We start from the raw sequence: 17873 nt of genomic DNA, 5'->3' as shown, positions 1-17873 counted from the left end.
TCAGTCCTTGGGGCTGAACGTGGCGAACGCGGTCTCCCGCAGGGTCTTGCACTCGGCCTGGTTCCAGGCGTCGGCCAGACAGCTGATCATGATCGAGTAGCCGTGGTCGGCGTCGACCTTGAAGCCGCGGTTGAGGACGTGGATCCGCTGCCCGCCCTGGGTGCGCTCGAACTCCCAGTCGGCGACGGTCGGATAGCCCTTGTAGGAGACCGGCCCTATGCCGATGTGCTTGTACCCGTTGCTGCTGGCGGCGACGCCGGCCATCGCGGCGCGCCAGGCGGCGGCCGCGTCGTCCTTCGGGCTGGCGTTGAAGTCGACCTGAACGCGCGGGAACGAGCCCTTGGAGGCGTTGAATATCCCGCCGGAGTTCTCGCCCGCTACGGCGGTCATCCTGAACGAGGACGGCATCGCCATGGAGAAGTGGAACCGGCCGTTGTCGACCATGACGTAGCCGGGCGGCAGCTTGGCCCCGTCGCCGCCGTTGCCGCCGCCGGTGGCGCCGTCCTGGTCGCCGCCGGGCTGTCCGGAGGGCGTGGTGCCGCTCTGGCCGCCGCTGGTGGCGGCCGGGTCGCCGCTGCCCTGCTGGCTGGGGTCGCTCGGGGTCTTGTCCGTGTTCTGCCCGCCGGTACCGGCCGAGTCGCTGCCGGCGGAGGCGGTGGTGCCGCCGTCGGTGCCGCCCTTACCCTGGGCGCCTTCCTTGCCGCCGCCGAGGGCGACGTAAAGGATCGTGCCGAGCAGCGCGGCGACGACGACCGCGGCGATGATCACCAGGGTGCGGCGCGGGACGACGTCGGTGAGCGAGGCCTTGGCGGTCGCGGGCCGGTTCGGGGTGCCGCGGCCGGTGGCCGGGCGCGGCTGCTCGGTGCGGGCCGCGGCGGCGTTGCGCACGGACTTCAGGGCGCCGCGCATCCGATCGGCGACCGCGTCGGCGGGCTTCGCCTCGGGGGCGGCCGGCGGGTTCGCCGGGAGCGGGGGCAGCGGCACGATCCGGGTCGCCTCGGGCGAGGGCTCCGGCGGTGCCTCGGGCGCGTCGAGGACGGCGCGCAGCAGGGCGCGGGCGCCGGCGTCGTCGAGCCGCTGGTCGGGGTCCTTGGCGAGCAGGCCGTAGATGACCTTCTCCAGCTGCGGCCCGGCGTTCTTCGGCGGGTCGACCGGCTCGGTCATCACCGCGGTGAGCGTGGCGATGGCGGAGCCCTTGTCGTAGGGCGGGGTGCCCTCGACGGAGGCGTAGAGGAGCCCGCCGAGCGACCAGAGGTCGGCGGCGGGGCCGGGCTTGTGGCCGCGGGCCCGCTCGGGCGAGATGTACGACGGGGCGCCGACGAGCATGCCGGTGGAGGTGATCGAGGGGTCGCCCTCGACCTGTGCGATGCCGAAGTCGGTGAGGACGACCCGGCCGTCCTCGGCGATCAGCACGTTGGACGGCTTCACGTCGCGGTGCAGGATGCCCTCGCGGTGCGCGGAGCGCAGCACGTCGAGGATGGCGAGGCCGACCTCGGCGGCGCGGCGCGGGGTGAGCGTGCCGTCCTCGCGCACGGCGTCGGCGAGGGACTTGCCCTCGATGAGCTCCATGACGATCCACGGACGGTCGTCCTCGTCGACCACGTCGTAGACGGTCACGGCGCCGTTGTTGCGGATCCGGGCGATGGCCTTGGCCTCGCGCAGGGTGCGGGTGATGAGACGGCGCTTCTCGTCGTCGTCGATGCTGTTGGGGAAGCGCAGTTCCTTGACGGCGACGGTCCGGCCGAGGGTCTCGTCGACCGCCCGCCACACCGTGCCCATGCCGCCGCGGCCGAGGACCACGCCGAGCCGGTAACGCCCGGCGAGCAGGCGCCCCTCGGCGGACGCGGCGTCAGCACGCCCGGTCCGGGCGCCGGTTCCGGTGGCGTCGGCGCCGAACCCGGCCACCGGCGCGACCCCGTCGGTCGACCCGCTGCCGACCCGGGCCTCGGGCCTCGTCCCGGCCGCGGTCCCGGTCGCGGTCCCGGCCGCGGGTGAGGTCCCGGACGCGGGCGCGGCCTTGGCCAGGCCGACCGGCGCGGCGTCGGCGACGGCGTCCTTCGGCGCGGCCGTGACCTGGGACTTCGACCCGGCCTTGGTCAGGCCGATCGTCGCGTCCGTCTTCCGCTCGGCGGGCTCGCGCGCCGTGCCGTCGGCACCCGCACCGGCAGGCCCACCGCCCGCGCCCGCCGCGTCGCCGGCGTCCACGCCGGCATCCGCCGAGGCACGACCGGCGGCCGAATCGGCTCCACCGGCCGGTTCGGGCGCCTCGGCGGCGCCCGGCCCGTCCGTCGGTCCCGCCGAGGGCTGCCCCGCGCCCTTCGGCGCCGTCGCGTCCTCGTCCCGCTCCGCCTTGCGCGCGGCCGGCACCGCGCCCCGGTCGCCGTCGGTGGCGGCACCCGCGGCGGAGTCCCGCCGGGGGTCCTGCCCCGTGTCCCGCGACTGCTCCGCCTCCGACATGCGTCCCCTCTGCGATCCCTGTTTCTCGCCCGCGTCCGGCGCTCCCGCGCGATGCGGCAACCAGCCCTGGAAGAGAGCTCATTGTCCCTCACTCCGGGACCGGTGACTCCCCCGGGTCCGCACTCCGAGAACGCCGGACACCCCCGGGAGGTGCCCCTATCGGGTCAGATGGGCACGATGTCCGGTGCTCCGAGGCGTGCCGCGTCCGCCGTCAGGTCGTCGGGCTGGCGCTGGGATTCGCGCTCGGCCTCGACCCTCTTCTCGTAGTGCTCGACCTCCTTGTCGATCTGCCGGGCGTCCCAACCGAGGACCGGGGCCATGAGTTCGGCGCATACGCGGGCGCTGCGGGTGCCCCGGTCGAAGGTCTCGATGGAGATGCGGGTGCGCCGGGTGAGGACGTCGTCGAGGTGGCGGGCGCCCTCGTGCGAGGCGGCGTAGACGATCTCGGCCTTCAGATAGTCCTCGGCTGCGGGCAGCGGGGCGCCGAGGGCCGGGTCGGCGGCGATCAGGTCGAGGATCTCCTCCGTCAGGGAGCCGTAACGGCCCAGCAGGTGCTCGACCCTGGCCACATGGAGGCCCGCGCGGGCGGCGATGCCCGCCCGCGCGTTCCACAGGGCGCGGCAGCCCTCGGCGCCGAGCAGCGGGGTGTCCTCGGTGACACAGGCGGCGACCCTCTTGTCGAGGGCGTGGACGGCCTCGTCGACGGCGTCCTTGGCCATCACCCGGTAGGTCGTGTACTTGCCGCCGGCGACCACGACGAGGCCGGGCACCGGGTGGGCGACGGTGTGCTCGCGGGAGAGTTTGCTGGTGGCGTCGGACTCGCCGGCGAGCAGGGGCCGCAGGCCCGCGTAGACCCCCTCGACGTCGTCGCGGGTGAGCGGGGTGGCGAGCACGCTGTTGACGCGTTCCAACAGGTAGTCGATGTCGGCGCTGGAGGCGGCGGGGTGGGCCTTGTCGAGGTCCCAGTCGGTGTCGGTGGTGCCGACGATCCAGTGCCGACCCCAGGGGATGACGAAGAGCACGGACTTCTCGGTGCGCAGGATGAGTCCGGTGGTGGAGTGGATGCGGTCCTTGGGCACGACGAGGTGGATGCCCTTGGAGGCGCGGACGTGGAACTGGCCGCGCTCGCCGATGAGGGCCTGGGTGTCGTCGGTCCACACCCCGGTGGCGTTGACGATCTGACGGGCCCTGATCTCGTACTCCTCGCCGGCCTCGACGTCTCTCACCCGGGCGCCGACCACCCGCTCGCCCTCGCGCAGGAAGCCGACGACCCGGGCCCGGCTGGCCACCCGGGCCCCGTAACTCGCGGCGGTGCGGACCAGGGTGGTGACGAAGCGGGCATCGTCCACCTGGGCGTCGTAGTACTGCAGGGCGCCGACCAGGGAGTCCCTGCGCAGACAGGGGGCGACCCGCAGGGCGCCGCGGCGGCTGAGGTGGCGGTGCACCGGGAGGCCGCGGCCATGCCCGGAGGAGACCGACATCGCGTCGTACAACGCGACGCCCGAGCCCGCGTACAGCCGCTCCCAGCCCTTGTGCTGGAGCGGGTAGAGGAACGGCACGGGTTTCACGAGATGGGGTGCGAGCCGTTCGAGCAGCAGGCCGCGCTCCTTCAGGGCCTCGCGGACCAGCGCGAAGTCGAGCATCTCCAGATAGCGCAGGCCGCCGTGGATCAGCTTGCTCGACCGGCTGGACGTGCCGGAGGCCCAGTCGCGGGCCTCGACGAGGCCGGTGGCGAGGCCTCTGGTGGCGGCGTCCAGGGCGGTGCCGGCGCCGACCACTCCGGCGCCCACGACCAGGACGTCCAGTTCGCGCTCGGCCATCGCCGCGAGCGCCTCGGCGCGCTCGGCGGGTCCCAGTGTCGCTGTCCTCACGGTGGCTGCCTCCCGTCGTCCCCCGACTTCCCGACTTCCAGCACGCGAACCGGGTCGCTGTGGCCCGGCTCACACACTCGATTCTGTCGCGGCCCTCCGACTTCAGCCACCGCCCCCGCCCCACCCTGTGGATAACACTCGACGACCTTCGGCCCCACAATCCAGCAAATCGGTCATATTTACTCTTAGTCTGACATTGCGTTCGCCCCCTTCGGTCCACAGGGCTTGCGCACCGCGTCCCCTCCGGCTACTGGGAAGGACGGCCCATCCTCCATGCCCGCTGATCTCGCCGTCATCGGCCTCGGCCACCACGGACTCCCGCTCGCCCGGGCGGCCACCTCGGCCGGCATCGACACCGTCGGCTTCGACACCGACCCGCGCGCCGTCGCCGAACTCGCCGCCGGTCGTCCCCCCGTGGACGGCTCCCTCACCGCCGCCGAGATCCGCCGGATGCTGTCCGCCGGCTTCCGGCCCGTCACCGACCCCGCCGAACTCGGCCGGGTCCGCACCACCGTCATCTGCGCCCCCACCCCGCCCGGCCCGGACGGCGCGCTCGACCTCACCGCCGTCACCGAGGCCGCCCGCGCGCTCGCCGCGCGGCTCCGCCCGCACACCACCGTGCTCCTGGAGTCCCCGGTGCCGCCCGGCACCACCGAGGGCCCGCTGCGCGAACTCCTGGAGACCGGCTCCGGGCTGCGCGCCGGCCGCGACTTCCACCTCGCGTACTCCCCCGGGCGGCTCGACCACGGCAGCCGGACGCACGGCGCGGCCCGCGGCCCGGCCGCCGCGCCCAAGGTGATCGGCGGGCTCACCCCCGCCTGCACCGAGTCCGCCGCCGCCTTCTACGGGCGCCTCACCGACAAGGTGGTGCGCGCCCGCGGGCCGCGCGAGGCGGAGACGGTCGAACTCCTGGAGACCAACTTCCGGCACGTCAACATCGCGCTCGTCAACGAGATGGCGGTGCTCTGCCACGAACTCGGCGTCGACCTCTGGGACGTCATCCGCTGCGCCGAGACCAAGCCCTACGGCTTCCAGGCGTTCCGGCCCGGCCCCGGTGTCGGCGGCCACGGCGTCCCGGTCGACACCCTCGCCGGCCACCGCCCGCTGCGGCTCGTCGAGCTGGCCGGCCAGATCAACGAGCGCATGCCGCAGTACGTCGTCCAGCGCTGCGCCACGCTCCTCAACGAGCACGGCAAGTCCGCGCGGGGCGCGCGGGTCCTTCTGCTCGGGATCACGTACAAACCCGATCTCGCCGACCGCCAGGGCTCCCCCGCCGACGAGATCGCCCGCCGCCTGACGGACCTCGGCGCCGCGGTCAGCTACCACGACCCGTACGTCCCCGACTGGCGTATCCGCGACCTCCCGGTCCCGCGCGCCGACTCCCTCTACGAGGCCGCCGCCCACGCCGACCTGACGATCCTCCTCCAGCACCACCGCACCTACGACCTCCAGGGCCTCGCGGTGAAGGCCCAGCTCCTCCTCGACACGCGGGGCGCCACCCCGGCGGGGACGGCGCACCGGTTGTAGGCCCCCGGGCACGACGAGGGCCCCGCACCACCCGGTGCGGGGCCCTCTCGCGTACTTACGACAGTGGGGTCAGCGCTTGTGCTCGGACTCCGCGACCGTGACCTCGACGCGCTGGAACTCCTTCAGCTCGCTGTAGCCCGTGGTGGCCATCGCGCGGCGCAGGGCGCCGAAGAAGTTCATCGAGCCGTCGGGGGTGTGGGACGGGCCCGCGAGGATCTCCTCGGTGGTGCCGACCATGCCGAGGTCGACGAGCTTGCCGCGCGGGACGTCCTCGTGGACGGCCTCCATGCCCCAGTGGTGGCCCTTGCCGGGCGCGTCCGTGGCGCGGGCCAGCGGGGAGCCCATCATGACCGCGTCGGCGCCGCAGGCGATCGCCTTCGGGAGGTCGCCGGACCAGCCCACGCCGCCGTCGGCGATGACGTGCACGTAGCGGCCGCCGGACTCGTCCATGTAGTCGCGGCGGGCCGCGGCCACGTCCGCGACGGCGGTGGCCATCGGGACCTGGATGCCGAGCACGTTGCGCGTGGTGTGCGCGGCGCCGCCGCCGAAGCCGACCAGGACGCCCGCGGCGCCGGTGCGCATCAGGTGCAGGGCGGCGGTGTAGGTGGCGCAGCCGCCGACGATCACGGGGACGTCGAGCTCGTAGATGAACTGCTTGAGGTTCAGCGGCTCGGCGGCGCCGGAGACGTGCTCGGCGGAGACGGTGGTGCCGCGGATGACGAAGATGTCCACGCCGGCGTCGACCACGGCCTTGGAGAACTGCGCGGTGCGCTGCGGGGAGAGCGCGGCGGCGGTGACCACACCCGAGTCGCGCACCTCCTTGATGCGCTGCCCGATCAGCTCCTCCTTGATCGGCGCGGCGTAGATCTCCTGCAGACGGCGGGTCGCGGTGGCCTCGTCGAGCTCGGCGATCTCGTCGAGCAGCGGCTGCGGATCCTCGTAGCGGGTCCACAGGCCCTCGAGGTTCAGCACGCCGAGGCCGCCGAGCTCGCCGATGTGGATGGCGGTCTGCGGCGAGACGACCGAGTCCATGGGGGCGGCCAGGAAGGGCAGCTCGAAGCGGTAGGCGTCGATCTGCCAGGCGATCGAGACCTCCTTCGGGTCCCGGGTGCGCCGGCTCGGTACGACGGCGATGTCGTCGAACGCGTACGCCCTGCGGCCGCGCTTGCCGCGCCCGATCTCGATCTCAGTCACGTTGTGTGGCCTTTCCCTCTTGGTCTGCGCCTACCAGTATCCCCGAACCACGCCGAAGGGGCGGCTCCGGTCACATGCCGGAACCGCCCCCATGGATCACGCCGTGTTACTTCAGGTGTTGCTTCCGGTGTTGCTTCCGGTGTTACTTGCGGCTGTAGTTCGGCGCCTCGACCGTCATCTGGATGTCGTGCGGGTGGCTCTCCTTGAGGCCCGCCGCGGTGATCCGGACGAAACGGCCCTTGGACTCCATCTCGGCGACGGTGGCCGCGCCCACGTAGCCCATGGTCTGGCGCAGACCGCCGACGAGCTGGTGCAGCACGTTGGCCAGCGGGCCGCGGTAGGGCACCTGGCCCTCGATGCCCTCGGGCACGAGCTTGTCGTCGGAGGCGACGTCGGCCTGGAAGTAGCGGTCCTTCGAGTACGACCGGCCCTGGCCGCGGGACTGCATGGCGCCGAGCGAGCCCATGCCGCGGTACGACTTGAACTGCTTGCCGTTGATGAAGAGCAGCTCGCCGGGCGACTCCTCGCAGCCCGCGAGCAGGCTGCCGAGCATCACGGTGTCGGCGCCGGCGGCCAGCGCCTTGCCGATGTCGCCGGAGTACTGCAGGCCGCCGTCGCCGATCAGCGGGACGCCCGCCGCACGCGCCGCGAGGGAGGCCTCGTAGATGGCGGTGATCTGCGGGACGCCGATGCCGGCGACCACGCGCGTGGTGCAGATGGAGCCCGGGCCGACGCCGACCTTGATGCCGTCGACACCGGCGTCGATCATCGCCTGCGCGCCGTCGCGGGTGGCGACGTTGCCGCCGATCACGTCGACGTTCACGCTGGACTTGATCTTCGCCATCCAGCTCAGCGCGTTGCTGTTGTGGCCGTGCGAGGTGTCGACGACCAGGAAGTCCACACCGGCGGCGGCGAGCGCCTGAGCACGCTCCAGCGACTCCGGGCTGGCGCCGACGGCGGCACCGACGATCAGCCGGCCCTCGGAGTCCTTCGCCGCGTTCGGGTACTGCTCCGCCTTGACGAAGTCCTTGACCGTGATGAGGCCCTTGAGGACGCCCTTGTCGTCGACCAGCGGCAGCTTCTCGATCTTGTGGCGGCGCAGCAGCTCCATGGCGTCGACGCCGGAGATGCCGACCTTGCCGGTGACCAGCGGCATCGGGGTCATGACCTCGCGGACCTGCCGGCTGCGGTCGCTCTCGAAGGCCATGTCGCGGTTGGTCACGATGCCGAGCAGCTTGCCGGCCGGGTCGGTGACCGGGACACCGCTGATGCGGAACTTGGCGCAGAGCGCGTCCGCCTCGGCGAGGGTGGCCTCCGGGTGCACGGTGATCGGGTCGGTGACCATGCCGGACTCGGAGCGCTTCACGAGGTCGACCTGGTTGACCTGGTCCTCGACGGACAGGTTGCGGTGCAGCACGCCGACGCCGCCCAGACGGGCCATGGCGATGGCCATCCGGGACTCGGTCACCTTGTCCATCGCCGCGGAGAGCAGCGGGATGTTGACCCGGACATTGCGGGAGATGCGGGACGAGGTGTCGACCGCGTTGGGGAGCACCTCGGATGCACCCGGCAGCAACAGCACATCGTCGTAGGTCAGCCCGAGTGTCGCGAATTTCTCGGGCACTCCGTCGACGTTGGTCATGACACCTTCCCCAATGGCCTTGATCGGTGCGGATGTCCATGCTAACGGGCCGGGACCGTGTCTCATTCCACGATCAAGATCAGCGAGGATCTTTGGACATTCCTACGTGTACGTGAGGGACACCCGCGAACGGAGACCCTTACTGCTCGGCGAGCGCCCGCAGCCGGCTCAGCGCGCGGTGCTGGGCGACCCGGACCGCGCCCGGAGACATCCCGAGCATCTGCCCGGTCTCCTCGGCGGTCAGCCCGACGGCCACCCGCAGCACAAGCAGCTCGCGCTGGTTCTCCGGGAGGTTGGCGAGCAGCTTCTTGGCCCATTCGGCGTCGTCGCTGAGCAGCGCGCGCTCCTCGGGGCCGAGGGAGTCGTCGGGCCGCTCGGGCATCTCGTCGGAGGGCACGGCCGTGGATCCGGGGTGCCGCATGGCGGCCCGCTGGAGGTCGGCGACCTTGTGTCCGGCGATGGCGAAGACGAAGGCCTCGAAGGGCCTGCCGGTGTCCTTGTAGCGCGGCAGCGCCATGAGGACGGCGACGCAGACCTCCTGCGCGAGGTCCTCCACGAAGTGACGGGCGTCACCGGGCAGTCGGTTCAGTCGCGTGCGGCAGTAGCGCAGGGCGAGCGGATGCACGCGCGCGAGGAGATCGTGCGTGGCCTGCTCGTCCCCGTCGACCGCACGGTGCACCAGTGCACCGATCTCACCCTGCCCGGCAGGCACGGGTGATCCCGCGGTCTCGTCGTCGCGCATCGCTCCATGGTGCCCCGACGCCCGCTGGTTCGCGGCACCGCGTCCGTAGTTGTGCACCGAAGCGTTATGAGCAGGTGCGACGCCGGGACTCATCTCCTGCGCCCTCCCCTTCCGCTCGATCTCCGCCGGCTCGTTCGTCTCGTCCCCGGGGAACTCCACGTCTTCAAGGATGCGGCATTCCGCGGGGAAGTGACACAAGCCCACCCCGTCCGCCCCTCGACCTCCGGGGATGCGGACGGGGACACGGCCGGTGGCCGCAGGTCAGCGGACCAGGCCCCAGCGGAATCCGAGCGCGACGGCGTGCGCCCGGTCGGAGGCACCCAGCTTCTTGAAGAGGCGCCGGGCGTGGGTCTTGACCGTGTCCTCGGAGAGGAAGAGCTCGCGCCCGATCTCCGCGTTGGACCGGCCGTGGCTCATGCCCTCCAGGACCTGGATCTCACGCGCGGTGAGGGTGGGCGCGGCGCCCATCTCGGCCGAACGCAGCCGGCGCGGGGCGAGCCGCCAGGTCGGGTCGGCGAGGGCCTGGGTGACGGTGGCCCGCAGCTCGGCGCGCGAGGCGTCCTTGTGCAGATAGCCACGGGCACCGGCGGCGACGGCGAGCGCGACACCGTCCAGGTCCTCGGCGACGGTCAGCATGATGATGCGGGCGCCGGGGTCCGCGGACAGCAGCCGGCGGACGGTCTCCACGCCGCCCAGGCCGGGCATGCGCACGTCCATCAGAATCAGGTCCGAGCGGTCCGCGCCCCAGCGGCGGAGGACTTCCTCGCCGTTGGCCGCGGTGGTCACGCGCTCGACGCCGGGCACGGTCGCGACCGCGCGGCGAAGCGCCTCTCGGGCAAGCGGGGAGTCGTCGCAGACGAGGACGGATGTCATGACTGACCTCCGCGGCTCTCGCAGCTGATGCGCGTCACCTTGAGCCTCCAGGGCTGGTACGTCGGGTCACCTGTGCGGTTGACGCCCTCGGACACCTGCCCGAGCGCTTGTTCCTTCAACCGCCTCCGCACTCTCAACGATGGTCACTCGAAAGAGTTACGGGTCGGACGGCCGCCTTCGGCACTCTACGTGAGGGACCGTACGCGGAGGAGAGCGTCGCAGGTCATCCGTCCTTCGCCCGAAGCTATGCCCCATTTAGCGGGTTTTCTTCCCTTTTTGCGGTGTCTGTGGCTAGATTCGCAATGAGTCATATTTACATCTACTCAGTCAGTAGTTGTACGGTCGGATCGAACCCGCGAGAGCGGGTACCCGAGACCCACGCGGGGGGCGAAGGGCCCCCGATCGATCAGCCATCCACCCGCCCACCTATCCGTTCGAAACGGTTTCAACGGTTTCAAGGGGACAAGCGCAATGGCAGATTTCTCCCGCCTTCCCGGACCCAACGCCGATCTGTGGGACTGGCAGCTCCTCGCCGCCTGCCGAGGGGTCGACAGCTCCCTGTTCTTCCACCCCGAGGGAGAGCGCGGCGCGGCACGGAGTGCGCGCGAGAACTCGGCGAAAGAGGTCTGCATGCGGTGCCCGGTGCGCGCGGAGTGCGCGGCGCACGCGCTCGCCGTACGCGAGCCCTACGGCGTCTGGGGCGGCCTCACCGAGGACGAACGCGAGGAACTCATGGGCCGGGCGCGCAATCGCCTGGTCACCACGGCGGCCGCGCCGGCGACGGCGGCGGCTGCCCGGGCGTCCGCGGCCGGTCCCGCCGGCCTGACGACGCACGCCTGACGGAACGAGCCCGACGACACGCGCCTGAAGGAACGTTTCTGCGCAGTGACTTGACAGGGTGCCGCACCGGGCTGCGGGCCCGGCCGCCCGGTGGCGCACCGTCACGGACAGCGGGCCGACGTCGGCGCAGCCCGCGCCCCGGTCCGGTCCGGTCCGCCGCACCGCACGCGGCCCGGGGGCGTGCGGCGCGGGGCGCCCCGGGGCGGTCCGGGGCGCGTCCGGGGAACGTCCGGCGGATCAGCGCCGGACAGGCCCTGAGCCCTCACCCGGACGGCCCGACCCGGGCGCCTCGAACGGTGGCGGCCCGGCGTCGGCCTGTGCCCCGGCCGGACCCACGGCCCTCACCCGGACGGCCGCCCGCCGCTCACTCCGACGGCCCGCACCGCCTCACCCGTACGGGCCGGGGGCGCACGCCCGTACGCCCGTTCACGCTCGGCCGGTGCAGCGGGCCGGGTCACCCGTACGGACGGGGGCGGGACCACCCGTACGGACGCGCCCGCACGTCACCCGAACGGCCCCGGACAGGCCCTAGGCGCCGGCGGGCTCCGGGGTGCGGCCGATGCGGGCCGCGGCGCGGGTGAGCTCGTCGAGGGTGGCGGCGACCGCCGGGACCTGCGCCAGGTCCGGAAGGGTGAGCGCCACGATCTCCCGCTCCACGGCGGGCTCCACGGTGACGGAGACGGCGCCCCTCGGCCGTACGGAGTCGATGGCGAGCTCCGGGAGCACGGCCACGCCCAGACCCGCGCCGACCAGGCCCACCACGGCCGGGTAGTCGTCGGTGGCGAAGTCGATGCGCGGGGTGAAGCCGGCCGTCTCGCAGACGTCGACCAGTTGGCGGCGGCAGCGCGGGCAGCCCGCGATCCAGGGGTCCTCGGCGAGTTCGCCGATCGCGACCGAGCCCGCGCCGGCCAGCCGGTGCGCCTCGGGGACCAGGCCGACAAGGCGGTCGGCGAGCAGCGGGCGGACCACCAGGTCGTCCCAGACGTCGGCGCCGTTCGCCGGCCCCGCCCCGTAACGGAAGGCGAGCGCCACGTCGCAGTCGCCCTCGCGCAGCATCTCCACCGAGCGCGGCGGCTCGGCCTCCACCAGGGAGACCCGGGTGCCGGGGTGGGCGGCGCGCAGCGCGGCGAGGGCGGTGGGGACCAGGGCGGAGCTGCCGCTGGGGAAGGAGACCAGACGCACCCGGCCGGCCCGGAGCCCGGCGATCGCGGCGACCTCCTCCTCGGCGGCGGTCAGCCCGGCGAGGATGCCGGAGGCGTGCCGCACCAGGGCCTCGCCGGCCTGGGTCAGACGCATCTCGCGGCCGGTGCGCACGAGCAGCGGGGTGCCCGCGGAGGCTTCGAGCGCTTTCATCTGCTGGCTCACCGCGGGCTGGGTGCAGCCGAGTTCGCGCGCGGCGGCGGAGAACGAGCCGGTGGCGGCGACGGCGCGCAGGACGCGGAGGTGGCGGGCCTCGATCATGCTTCGAGCATAAGCGAATCTTGGACTCGACCGCGAATCCAAAGAAATCCCTTTGAGGTCTGGACCACTCGCTGGCTACCCTTCCCCCATGGAGCTGCTGAGCGTGAACGTGGGCCGGGCCAAGACCGTGGAGTACACCAACGCCCCCTCCGGGACGTCGGGGATCGACAAGCGTCCGGTGGACGGACCCGTACGGGTCGAGGCGCCGCGTCCCGGCGGGGCCAGCGGGGTCGAGGGCGACGACGTGTGCGACCTGCGCTTCCACGGCGGTCCCGACCGGGCCCTCTACGCCTTCGCCCGCGAGGACCTGGACGCCTGGGAGCGGGAGCTCGGCCGGAGCCTCATGCCCGGCCAGTTCGGCGAGAACCTCACCACCCGGGGCCTGGACGTGAACAACGCCCTGATCGGCGAGCGCTGGCGGATCGGCGCCACGGTGGTCGTCGAGGTGACCGGCGGCCGCATCCCGTGCCGCACGTTCGCGGGCTTCGTCGAGGAGTCCGGCTGGCTGCGCCGCTTCAACGAGTCGGCGGCCGGGCCCGGGGCGCTGCTCCGGGTCGTCGTCCCCGGCGAGATCCGGGCCGGCGACCCGATGGAGATCGTGCACCGCCCGGCGCACGGCATCACGGTCGCCCGGCTGCACCACGCGGCCGTCCACGACCGCTCGCTGCTGCCGGAGACGCTGGCGGCGGCCGAGTGGATGGAGTCGGGGCTGCTCGAACTCGCACGTACGTACACCGAGAAGTACGCGGGCGGCGACGCGGAGTAGGGAGCGGGCCAGCACCCGGGGCGCCCGGGGCATACCCGACGATCTCCCGCACACGTCCTTCACCCGGGGCGGGTTAACGTGCCGCGTATGACGACTGCACTCATCACGGGGGCCACCGCCGGCATCGGCGCCGCCTTCGCACGGCGGCTTGCCGCGGACGGACATGACGTGGTGCTCGTGGCGCGCGATGTGAAGCGGCTGCGCGAGCAGGCGACCGAGCTCCACGACCGGCACGGGATCGAGGCCGAGGTGCTCGCGGCGGACCTGTCCACGGAGGACGGGATCGCCGCGGTCGAGGCGCGGCTCTCGGATGCCAAGCGGCCGGTCGATCTCCTCGTGAACAACGCGGGGTTCGGCAACAAGGGCCGCTTCCTCGAAGTGTCCATGGCGGACGAGCTGACGATGCTGAAGGTGCACTGCGAGGCGGTGCTGCGGCTGACGTCCGCGGCGGCGGCCTCGATGCGTACCCGGGGCCGCGGCGGGATCGTCAACGTCGCCTCCGTCGCCGCGTTCGTGCCGCGCGGCACCTACGGGGCGTCGAAGTCGTGGGTCGTGCAGTTCACCCAGGGCGCGGCGCGCGACCTCGCGGGAAGCGGGGTGCGGCTGATGGCGCTGTGCCCCGGGTTCGTGCGGACGGAGTTCCACGAGCGGGCGGGGATGGGGACGGACAACATCCCGGGCTGGATGTGGCTGGACGCCGACAAGCTGGTGGCCACGGCGCTCGCCGACCTGGCCCGGGGACGGACGCTGTCCATCCCCGATCCCCGGTACAAGGCGCTGATGGGTGTGGTGAAGCTGGCCCCGCGCGGGCTGCTCGGCGGGGTGTCGTCGAAGGCGGGCCGCAAGTACGGGCCGAAGTAGGCGCGGCCCGAAGTGACCTTGCGGCGTCAGTCCACGCCCGGGCCCTCGTACGCGCCGATGTTCGGGGCCGCCGTCGCCGTCGATGACCGCGCGGCCGGCCGCCGTGCCGTAGTCGGCGGCGGTGAAGGGGTACGCGGCGGAGCCGGCGCCCTGCGGCCGGAGCGTGCCGGCGCAGGTGGTGCCGCGCTTGAACAGGAGCTTGTCGCCGGGCCCGTAGGGGTGGGCGTTCGGGGCGACGTACGGGTCGGGCCGGGGCCCTGGAGGGTGGCGCCGGTGGGGAGTTCGGCGGTCTCGGGGCCGTAGCCGTGGACGGGGTGGAGCTGGGAGACGGGTACTTCGGGCTGGTCGGCGTGTGCCGTCCAGCCGGTCTGCCGTACGGGAGTCCCTTCCGGGGCGCCCAGGACGAGATGGGCGCGGAGCTCGGCGCGGCCGTGGGCGAGGGTGGCGGACACGACGCGGACGCCGGGCAGCGGGGTGTGCAGGGAGGCGGCCCGGTCGGGGCCGGCGCCGAGCGGGACGGCGGGGCCCCGGGTGGTGGCGGTGCCGTCGCGGCGGAGCAGCGCGAAGTGGTTGTCCGAAGGGTCGGGGGCGGTGCTGGGTCCCGTACGGGTCGCGTAGGCGAAGCGGGCGTAGCCGGGCTCATCGTCCGTGCCCCACTCCGTGCTGCCGACGTGGTTGCCGCCGTGGTTGTGGAGGCGGACCTGGCCGTCGGCGGCGGTGGTCTGGACGAGCACGCCGGTGGGGCCGAAGGCCCGGACGGTGTCGGCGCGTTCGGCGGGCAGCGGTTCCTCTGCGGCGGTCCACAGGGGGTGGTCGGCGGGGGCGAGGAGTCCGAGGAAGCCCTTGGACGCCCAGCAGGGGGAGCCGGGGCCCGAGTAGCCCTGGACGATCGGCCTCACGGTTCTCGGGCGGCGTGGGCATGATGCTCCCTGGGACTCCGTGCTTCCGCGGGTGGCGTCGGCGTCGCCCGGAATCCTGGAGACGCTTCGATCGAACGTCAAGAGGAATCAGAGCGAATGATCGAAACTCCTTCCGTTCGATCATTTCGGCTCGACCTGTTCTAAGGTCGGGGGACCACCACCACTGCCAGGGGAACCGAGGGGAACCGCACCGTGCGCGAGAGTGCTGCCGAACGACACGACCGACTGCTGGCCCTGGTGCGCGAGCGCGGCACCGCCCGGGTGTCCGACCTGGCCGGGCTGCTCGGGGTCTCCCCCGTCACCGCGCGCCGGGACGTCGAGGCGCTGGCCGCCAAGGGCCTGCTCGACCGGGTGCACGGGCAGGTGTCCTGGCCCCGCGCGCAGGGCCCGGCCGGCCCGGCGGCGGGCGGCGGACCGGTGCTCGGGCTGCTCGCGCCGTCCGCCGGCTACTACTTCGCCGAGGTCATCCGGGGCGCGCACGAGGCCGCCGCGCGGGCGGGGGCGCGCCTTGTCCTGCGGATCTCCGACTACCGGCCCGAGGAGGACCGGGCGCGCGCCGAGGGCCTGATCGCGGCCGGTGCCGAGGGCCTGCTCGTCGCGCCGGGCTGGCGCGGTCCTGAGGACCGCCTCGCGTACGGGGACTGGCCGGCCGAACTGCCGGTTCCCACCGTGCTCCTGGAGCGCCGGGCCGCGCCGGGCTCCGCGCTCGACGGCCTGGACCGGGTGTCGTCGGACCACGCCCACGGGGTCCTGCTCGCCCTGCGCCACCTGCTCGGCCTCGGCCACGCGACCCCGCTCCTGGTGGCCCGCGGGGACAGCCCGACGGCGCTCGCGGTGCGGGCCGGGTACGCCGAGGCGCTCGGCACGCTGGGCCTGGCCGCGCCGCATCCGGTGATCGACTCCGTACCGGCGGAGACCGACCCGGAGGGCTTCGAGGCGGCGGTGCGGGCGCTGCACACGGCGGTGACCTCGGGCCGGGCGAGCGCGGCCCTCGTGCACAACGACGTGGACGCGATCCAGATCGTGCAGCGGCTCGCCGAGCTCGGGGTGCGGGTCCCGGAGGACCTGGCCCTGATCGCGTACGACGACGAGGTCGCCGCGCTCGCCGACACCCCGCTCACGGCGGTCGCCCCGCCCAAGCGCGAGGTGGGCCGGCACGCGGCGGAACTCCTGGTGGAGCGATTGACCGTGGCCGCCGCCGCGGGCGACGCGGAGGAGCCGGTGCGGCGGCATCTGAGCCTGCTGCCGCGGCTGCGGGTGCGGGCCTCGTGCGGGGCGCGACCGGCCGAGAAGATCTGATCTTTTTTCGATCAATCAATCTTTCGCTCTTGACTTCGCTCAGGAACGGTCCCAGGATCGCGGCCAACCCGTCCACGCCGCCGTGTCAGGAGCCGTGCCGTGAGCCGTACTTGGAGCAGTCGGAACAGAACCGCCCGTGTCATAGCCGCCTCCGCCACCGCCCTGGCCGTCCTCACGGCCTGCGGCGGAGGCGGTGCCGACGAGACCGACGCGGACGGGCCCGTCAGCATCACCTTCTGGGGCTGGGCCAAGGGCTCCAAGGACGTGGTCGACGCGTTCAACGCCTCGCACAAGAACATCCAGGTGACGTTCGAGGAGATCCCCTCCGGCAACGCCGGCGGCTACGCGAAGATCTCCAACGCCGTGAAGGCCGGCAACGCCCCCGACCTCGTCTCCATCGAGTACGCCTCGCTCCCCGAGTTCGTCTCCTCCGGAGCCCTCCAGGACATCGGCGACCAGTTCACCGAGCAGGACCGCGGCAAGCTGCTGCCGCAGGCCGTGGAGCTCACCACCCTCGGCGGCAAGAGCTGGGCCGTGCCCTTCGACGCCGCCCCGCAGGCCTTCTACTACCGCAAGGACCTGTTCGCGAAGTACCAGGTCGACGTGCCGAAGACCTGGGAGGAGTTCAAGGCCGCCGCCGAGAAGGTCCGGAAGGCCGACGCGAAGACCCGGATCGCCACCTTCTTCCCGGACGACCCGACCACCTTCGAGGCCATGGCCTGGCAGGCCGGCGCCCAGTGGTTCAAGGCCGAGAACGACACCTGGAAGATCGACACCACCGACCCGGCCACCACCAAGGTCGCGAACTACTGGCAGGGCCTGCTCGACGCCGGCCTCGTCCACAAGGACGCCTCCTTCAGCCCCGAGTGGACCGGCTCCCTCAAGAACGGCACCACCATCGGCTACCTCGGCGCCTCCTGGGGCGCGGGCGTCCTCAAGGGCACCCTGCCCGAGCAGAACGGCAAGTGGGCCGTCGCCCCCATGCCGAACTGGGGCACCCCCGCCAGCGGCATGCTCGGCGGCACCTCCTTCGCCGTCACCAAGGACAGCGGGAAGAAGGCCGCGGCCGTCGAGTTCGCCGAGTGGATGTCCACCACCGAGGCGGGCGTGAAGGCCCGCATCGCCTCCGGCACCTCCAGCGCCTTCCCCGCCGCCACCGCGCTGCGCCCGGTCGCCAAGTCGGTCTTCGACGCCGGCTTCTACGGCGGCCAGGACATCTACGCCCTCTTCGAGGAGGCCGGCGCCTCCATCGACGGGAACTGGGCCTGGGGGCCGACCACCGGCACCACCAACACCACCATCAAGGACCGGTTCGGCAAGCTCGCCCAGGGCGGCCCGACCATCGCCGACGCGGTGAAGGCCGGACACGAGGCCACCGTCACCGAGCTCACCAAGCGCGGGCTGAAGGTCGAGGGCTGAT

Annotated in this window: 13 protein-coding genes and 1 pseudogene; 6 read left to right on the top strand and 8 right to left on the bottom strand. The window is 73.0% G+C overall.

All coding sequences use genetic code 11. The annotated features are described in order from the left end of the window. On the bottom strand, positions 1-2457 hold the full coding sequence (locus AB0M18_RS02065; RefSeq protein ID WP_365754689.1) for a protein kinase: 2457 nt from the start codon (positions 2455-2457) through the stop codon (positions 1-3). 164 nt (positions 2458-2621) lie between these two features. Further along, positions 2622-4328 carry a glycerol-3-phosphate dehydrogenase/oxidase gene (locus AB0M18_RS02060; protein ID WP_365754687.1) on the bottom strand — a complete coding sequence of 569 codons (1707 nt, stop codon included), beginning with the start codon at positions 4326-4328 and terminating at the stop codon, positions 2622-2624. Positions 4329-4601: 273 nt separating this feature from the next. Between AB0M18_RS02060 and AB0M18_RS02055 the strand changes: the two genes are divergently transcribed. Then, on the top strand, positions 4602-5855 hold the full coding sequence (locus AB0M18_RS02055; RefSeq protein WP_365754685.1) for a nucleotide sugar dehydrogenase: 1254 nt from the start codon (positions 4602-4604) through the stop codon (positions 5853-5855). 69 nt (positions 5856-5924) lie between these two features. Here the strand turns inward: AB0M18_RS02055 and AB0M18_RS02050 are convergent, their stop codons facing one another. From AB0M18_RS02050 to AB0M18_RS02035, 4 genes are all read right to left on the bottom strand, one after another. Beyond that, positions 5925-7049: a GuaB3 family IMP dehydrogenase-related protein gene (locus AB0M18_RS02050; RefSeq protein ID WP_265867533.1), complete on the bottom strand. Its 1125-nt coding sequence runs from the start codon at positions 7047-7049 to the stop codon at positions 5925-5927. Between the two features lie 142 nt (positions 7050-7191). Then, complete coding sequence (gene guaB, locus AB0M18_RS02045) at positions 7192-8691, bottom strand: IMP dehydrogenase (protein ID WP_365754683.1); 1500 nt, start codon at positions 8689-8691, stop codon at positions 7192-7194. A 139-nt stretch (positions 8692-8830) separates the two neighbouring features. Then, entirely contained in the window at positions 8831-9433 is a 603-nt protein-coding gene (locus tag AB0M18_RS02040) for a sigma-70 family RNA polymerase sigma factor (protein WP_365754681.1), read from the bottom strand. Positions 9434-9694: 261 nt separating this feature from the next. Further along, positions 9695-10306: a response regulator transcription factor gene (locus AB0M18_RS02035; protein ID WP_003948568.1), complete on the bottom strand. Its 612-nt coding sequence runs from the start codon at positions 10304-10306 to the stop codon at positions 9695-9697. A 471-nt stretch (positions 10307-10777) separates the two neighbouring features. Here AB0M18_RS02035 and AB0M18_RS02030 point away from each other — a divergent pair, with 471 nt between their 5' ends. Beyond that, positions 10778-11146, top strand: a complete 369-nt coding sequence (locus AB0M18_RS02030) for a WhiB family transcriptional regulator (protein WP_365754680.1) — start codon at positions 10778-10780, stop codon at positions 11144-11146. A 528-nt stretch (positions 11147-11674) separates the two neighbouring features. On the opposite strand, the gene AB0M18_RS02025 is transcribed toward AB0M18_RS02030, so the two are convergent. Beyond that, a complete protein-coding gene (locus tag AB0M18_RS02025; protein WP_365754678.1) occupies positions 11675-12607 on the bottom strand; it encodes a LysR family transcriptional regulator in 933 nt (310 codons plus the stop codon). Between the two features lie 88 nt (positions 12608-12695). Here AB0M18_RS02025 and AB0M18_RS02020 point away from each other — a divergent pair, with 88 nt between their 5' ends. Beyond that, entirely contained in the window at positions 12696-13373 is a 678-nt protein-coding gene (locus tag AB0M18_RS02020) for an MOSC domain-containing protein (RefSeq protein ID WP_365754676.1), read from the top strand. A gap of 87 nt (positions 13374-13460) precedes the next feature. Next, the gene (locus tag AB0M18_RS02015) at positions 13461-14234 is read left to right on the top strand and encodes an SDR family oxidoreductase (RefSeq protein WP_365754674.1); all 774 of its coding nucleotides are present in this window, start codon (positions 13461-13463) and stop codon (positions 14232-14234) included. Between the two features lie 251 nt (positions 14235-14485). On the opposite strand, the pseudogene AB0M18_RS02010 reads toward AB0M18_RS02015, so the two are convergent. After that, positions 14486-15127: pseudogene (locus AB0M18_RS02010) on the bottom strand (DUF2264 domain-containing protein); the annotation flags it as partial. 219 nt (positions 15128-15346) lie between these two features. On the opposite strand from AB0M18_RS02010, the gene AB0M18_RS02005 reads away from it, so the two are divergent. Next, entirely contained in the window at positions 15347-16453 is a 1107-nt protein-coding gene (locus AB0M18_RS02005; protein ID WP_365754672.1) for a substrate-binding domain-containing protein, read from the top strand. Between the two features lie 99 nt (positions 16454-16552). Continuing rightward, the gene (locus tag AB0M18_RS02000) at positions 16553-17872 is read left to right on the top strand and encodes a sugar ABC transporter substrate-binding protein (protein ID WP_365754670.1); all 1320 of its coding nucleotides are present in this window, start codon (positions 16553-16555) and stop codon (positions 17870-17872) included. Position 17873 lies beyond the last annotated feature (1 nt).

The organism is Streptomyces sp. NPDC051909 (assembly GCF_040681095.1).
GTDB lineage: Bacteria > Actinomycetota > Actinomycetes > Streptomycetales > Streptomycetaceae > Streptomyces.
The sequence above is the reverse complement of the archived record's forward strand: the minus strand, read 5'-3'. Positions and strand labels throughout refer to the sequence as shown.

Excerpts from the sequence above, each read along its gene's own strand:
- AB0M18_RS02025 (WP_365754678.1), bottom strand. The coding sequence starts at position 12,607 with ATGATCGAGGCCCGCCACCTCCGCGTCCTGCGCGCCGTCGCCGCCACC.
- guaB (WP_365754683.1), bottom strand. The coding sequence starts at position 8,691 with ATGACCAACGTCGACGGAGTGCCCGAGAAATTCGCGACACTCGGGCTG.
- AB0M18_RS02020 (WP_365754676.1), top strand. The coding sequence starts at position 12,696 with ATGGAGCTGCTGAGCGTGAACGTGGGCCGGGCCAAGACCGTGGAGTAC.
- AB0M18_RS02035 (WP_003948568.1), bottom strand. The coding sequence starts at position 10,306 with ATGACATCCGTCCTCGTCTGCGACGACTCCCCGCTTGCCCGAGAGGCG.
- AB0M18_RS02065 (WP_365754689.1), bottom strand. The coding sequence starts at position 2,457 with ATGTCGGAGGCGGAGCAGTCGCGGGACACGGGGCAGGACCCCCGGCGG.
- AB0M18_RS02030 (WP_365754680.1), top strand. The coding sequence starts at position 10,778 with ATGGCAGATTTCTCCCGCCTTCCCGGACCCAACGCCGATCTGTGGGAC.
- AB0M18_RS02055 (WP_365754685.1), top strand. The coding sequence starts at position 4,602 with ATGCCCGCTGATCTCGCCGTCATCGGCCTCGGCCACCACGGACTCCCG.
- AB0M18_RS02040 (WP_365754681.1), bottom strand. The coding sequence starts at position 9,433 with ATGCGCGACGACGAGACCGCGGGATCACCCGTGCCTGCCGGGCAGGGT.
- AB0M18_RS02015 (WP_365754674.1), top strand. The coding sequence starts at position 13,461 with ATGACGACTGCACTCATCACGGGGGCCACCGCCGGCATCGGCGCCGCC.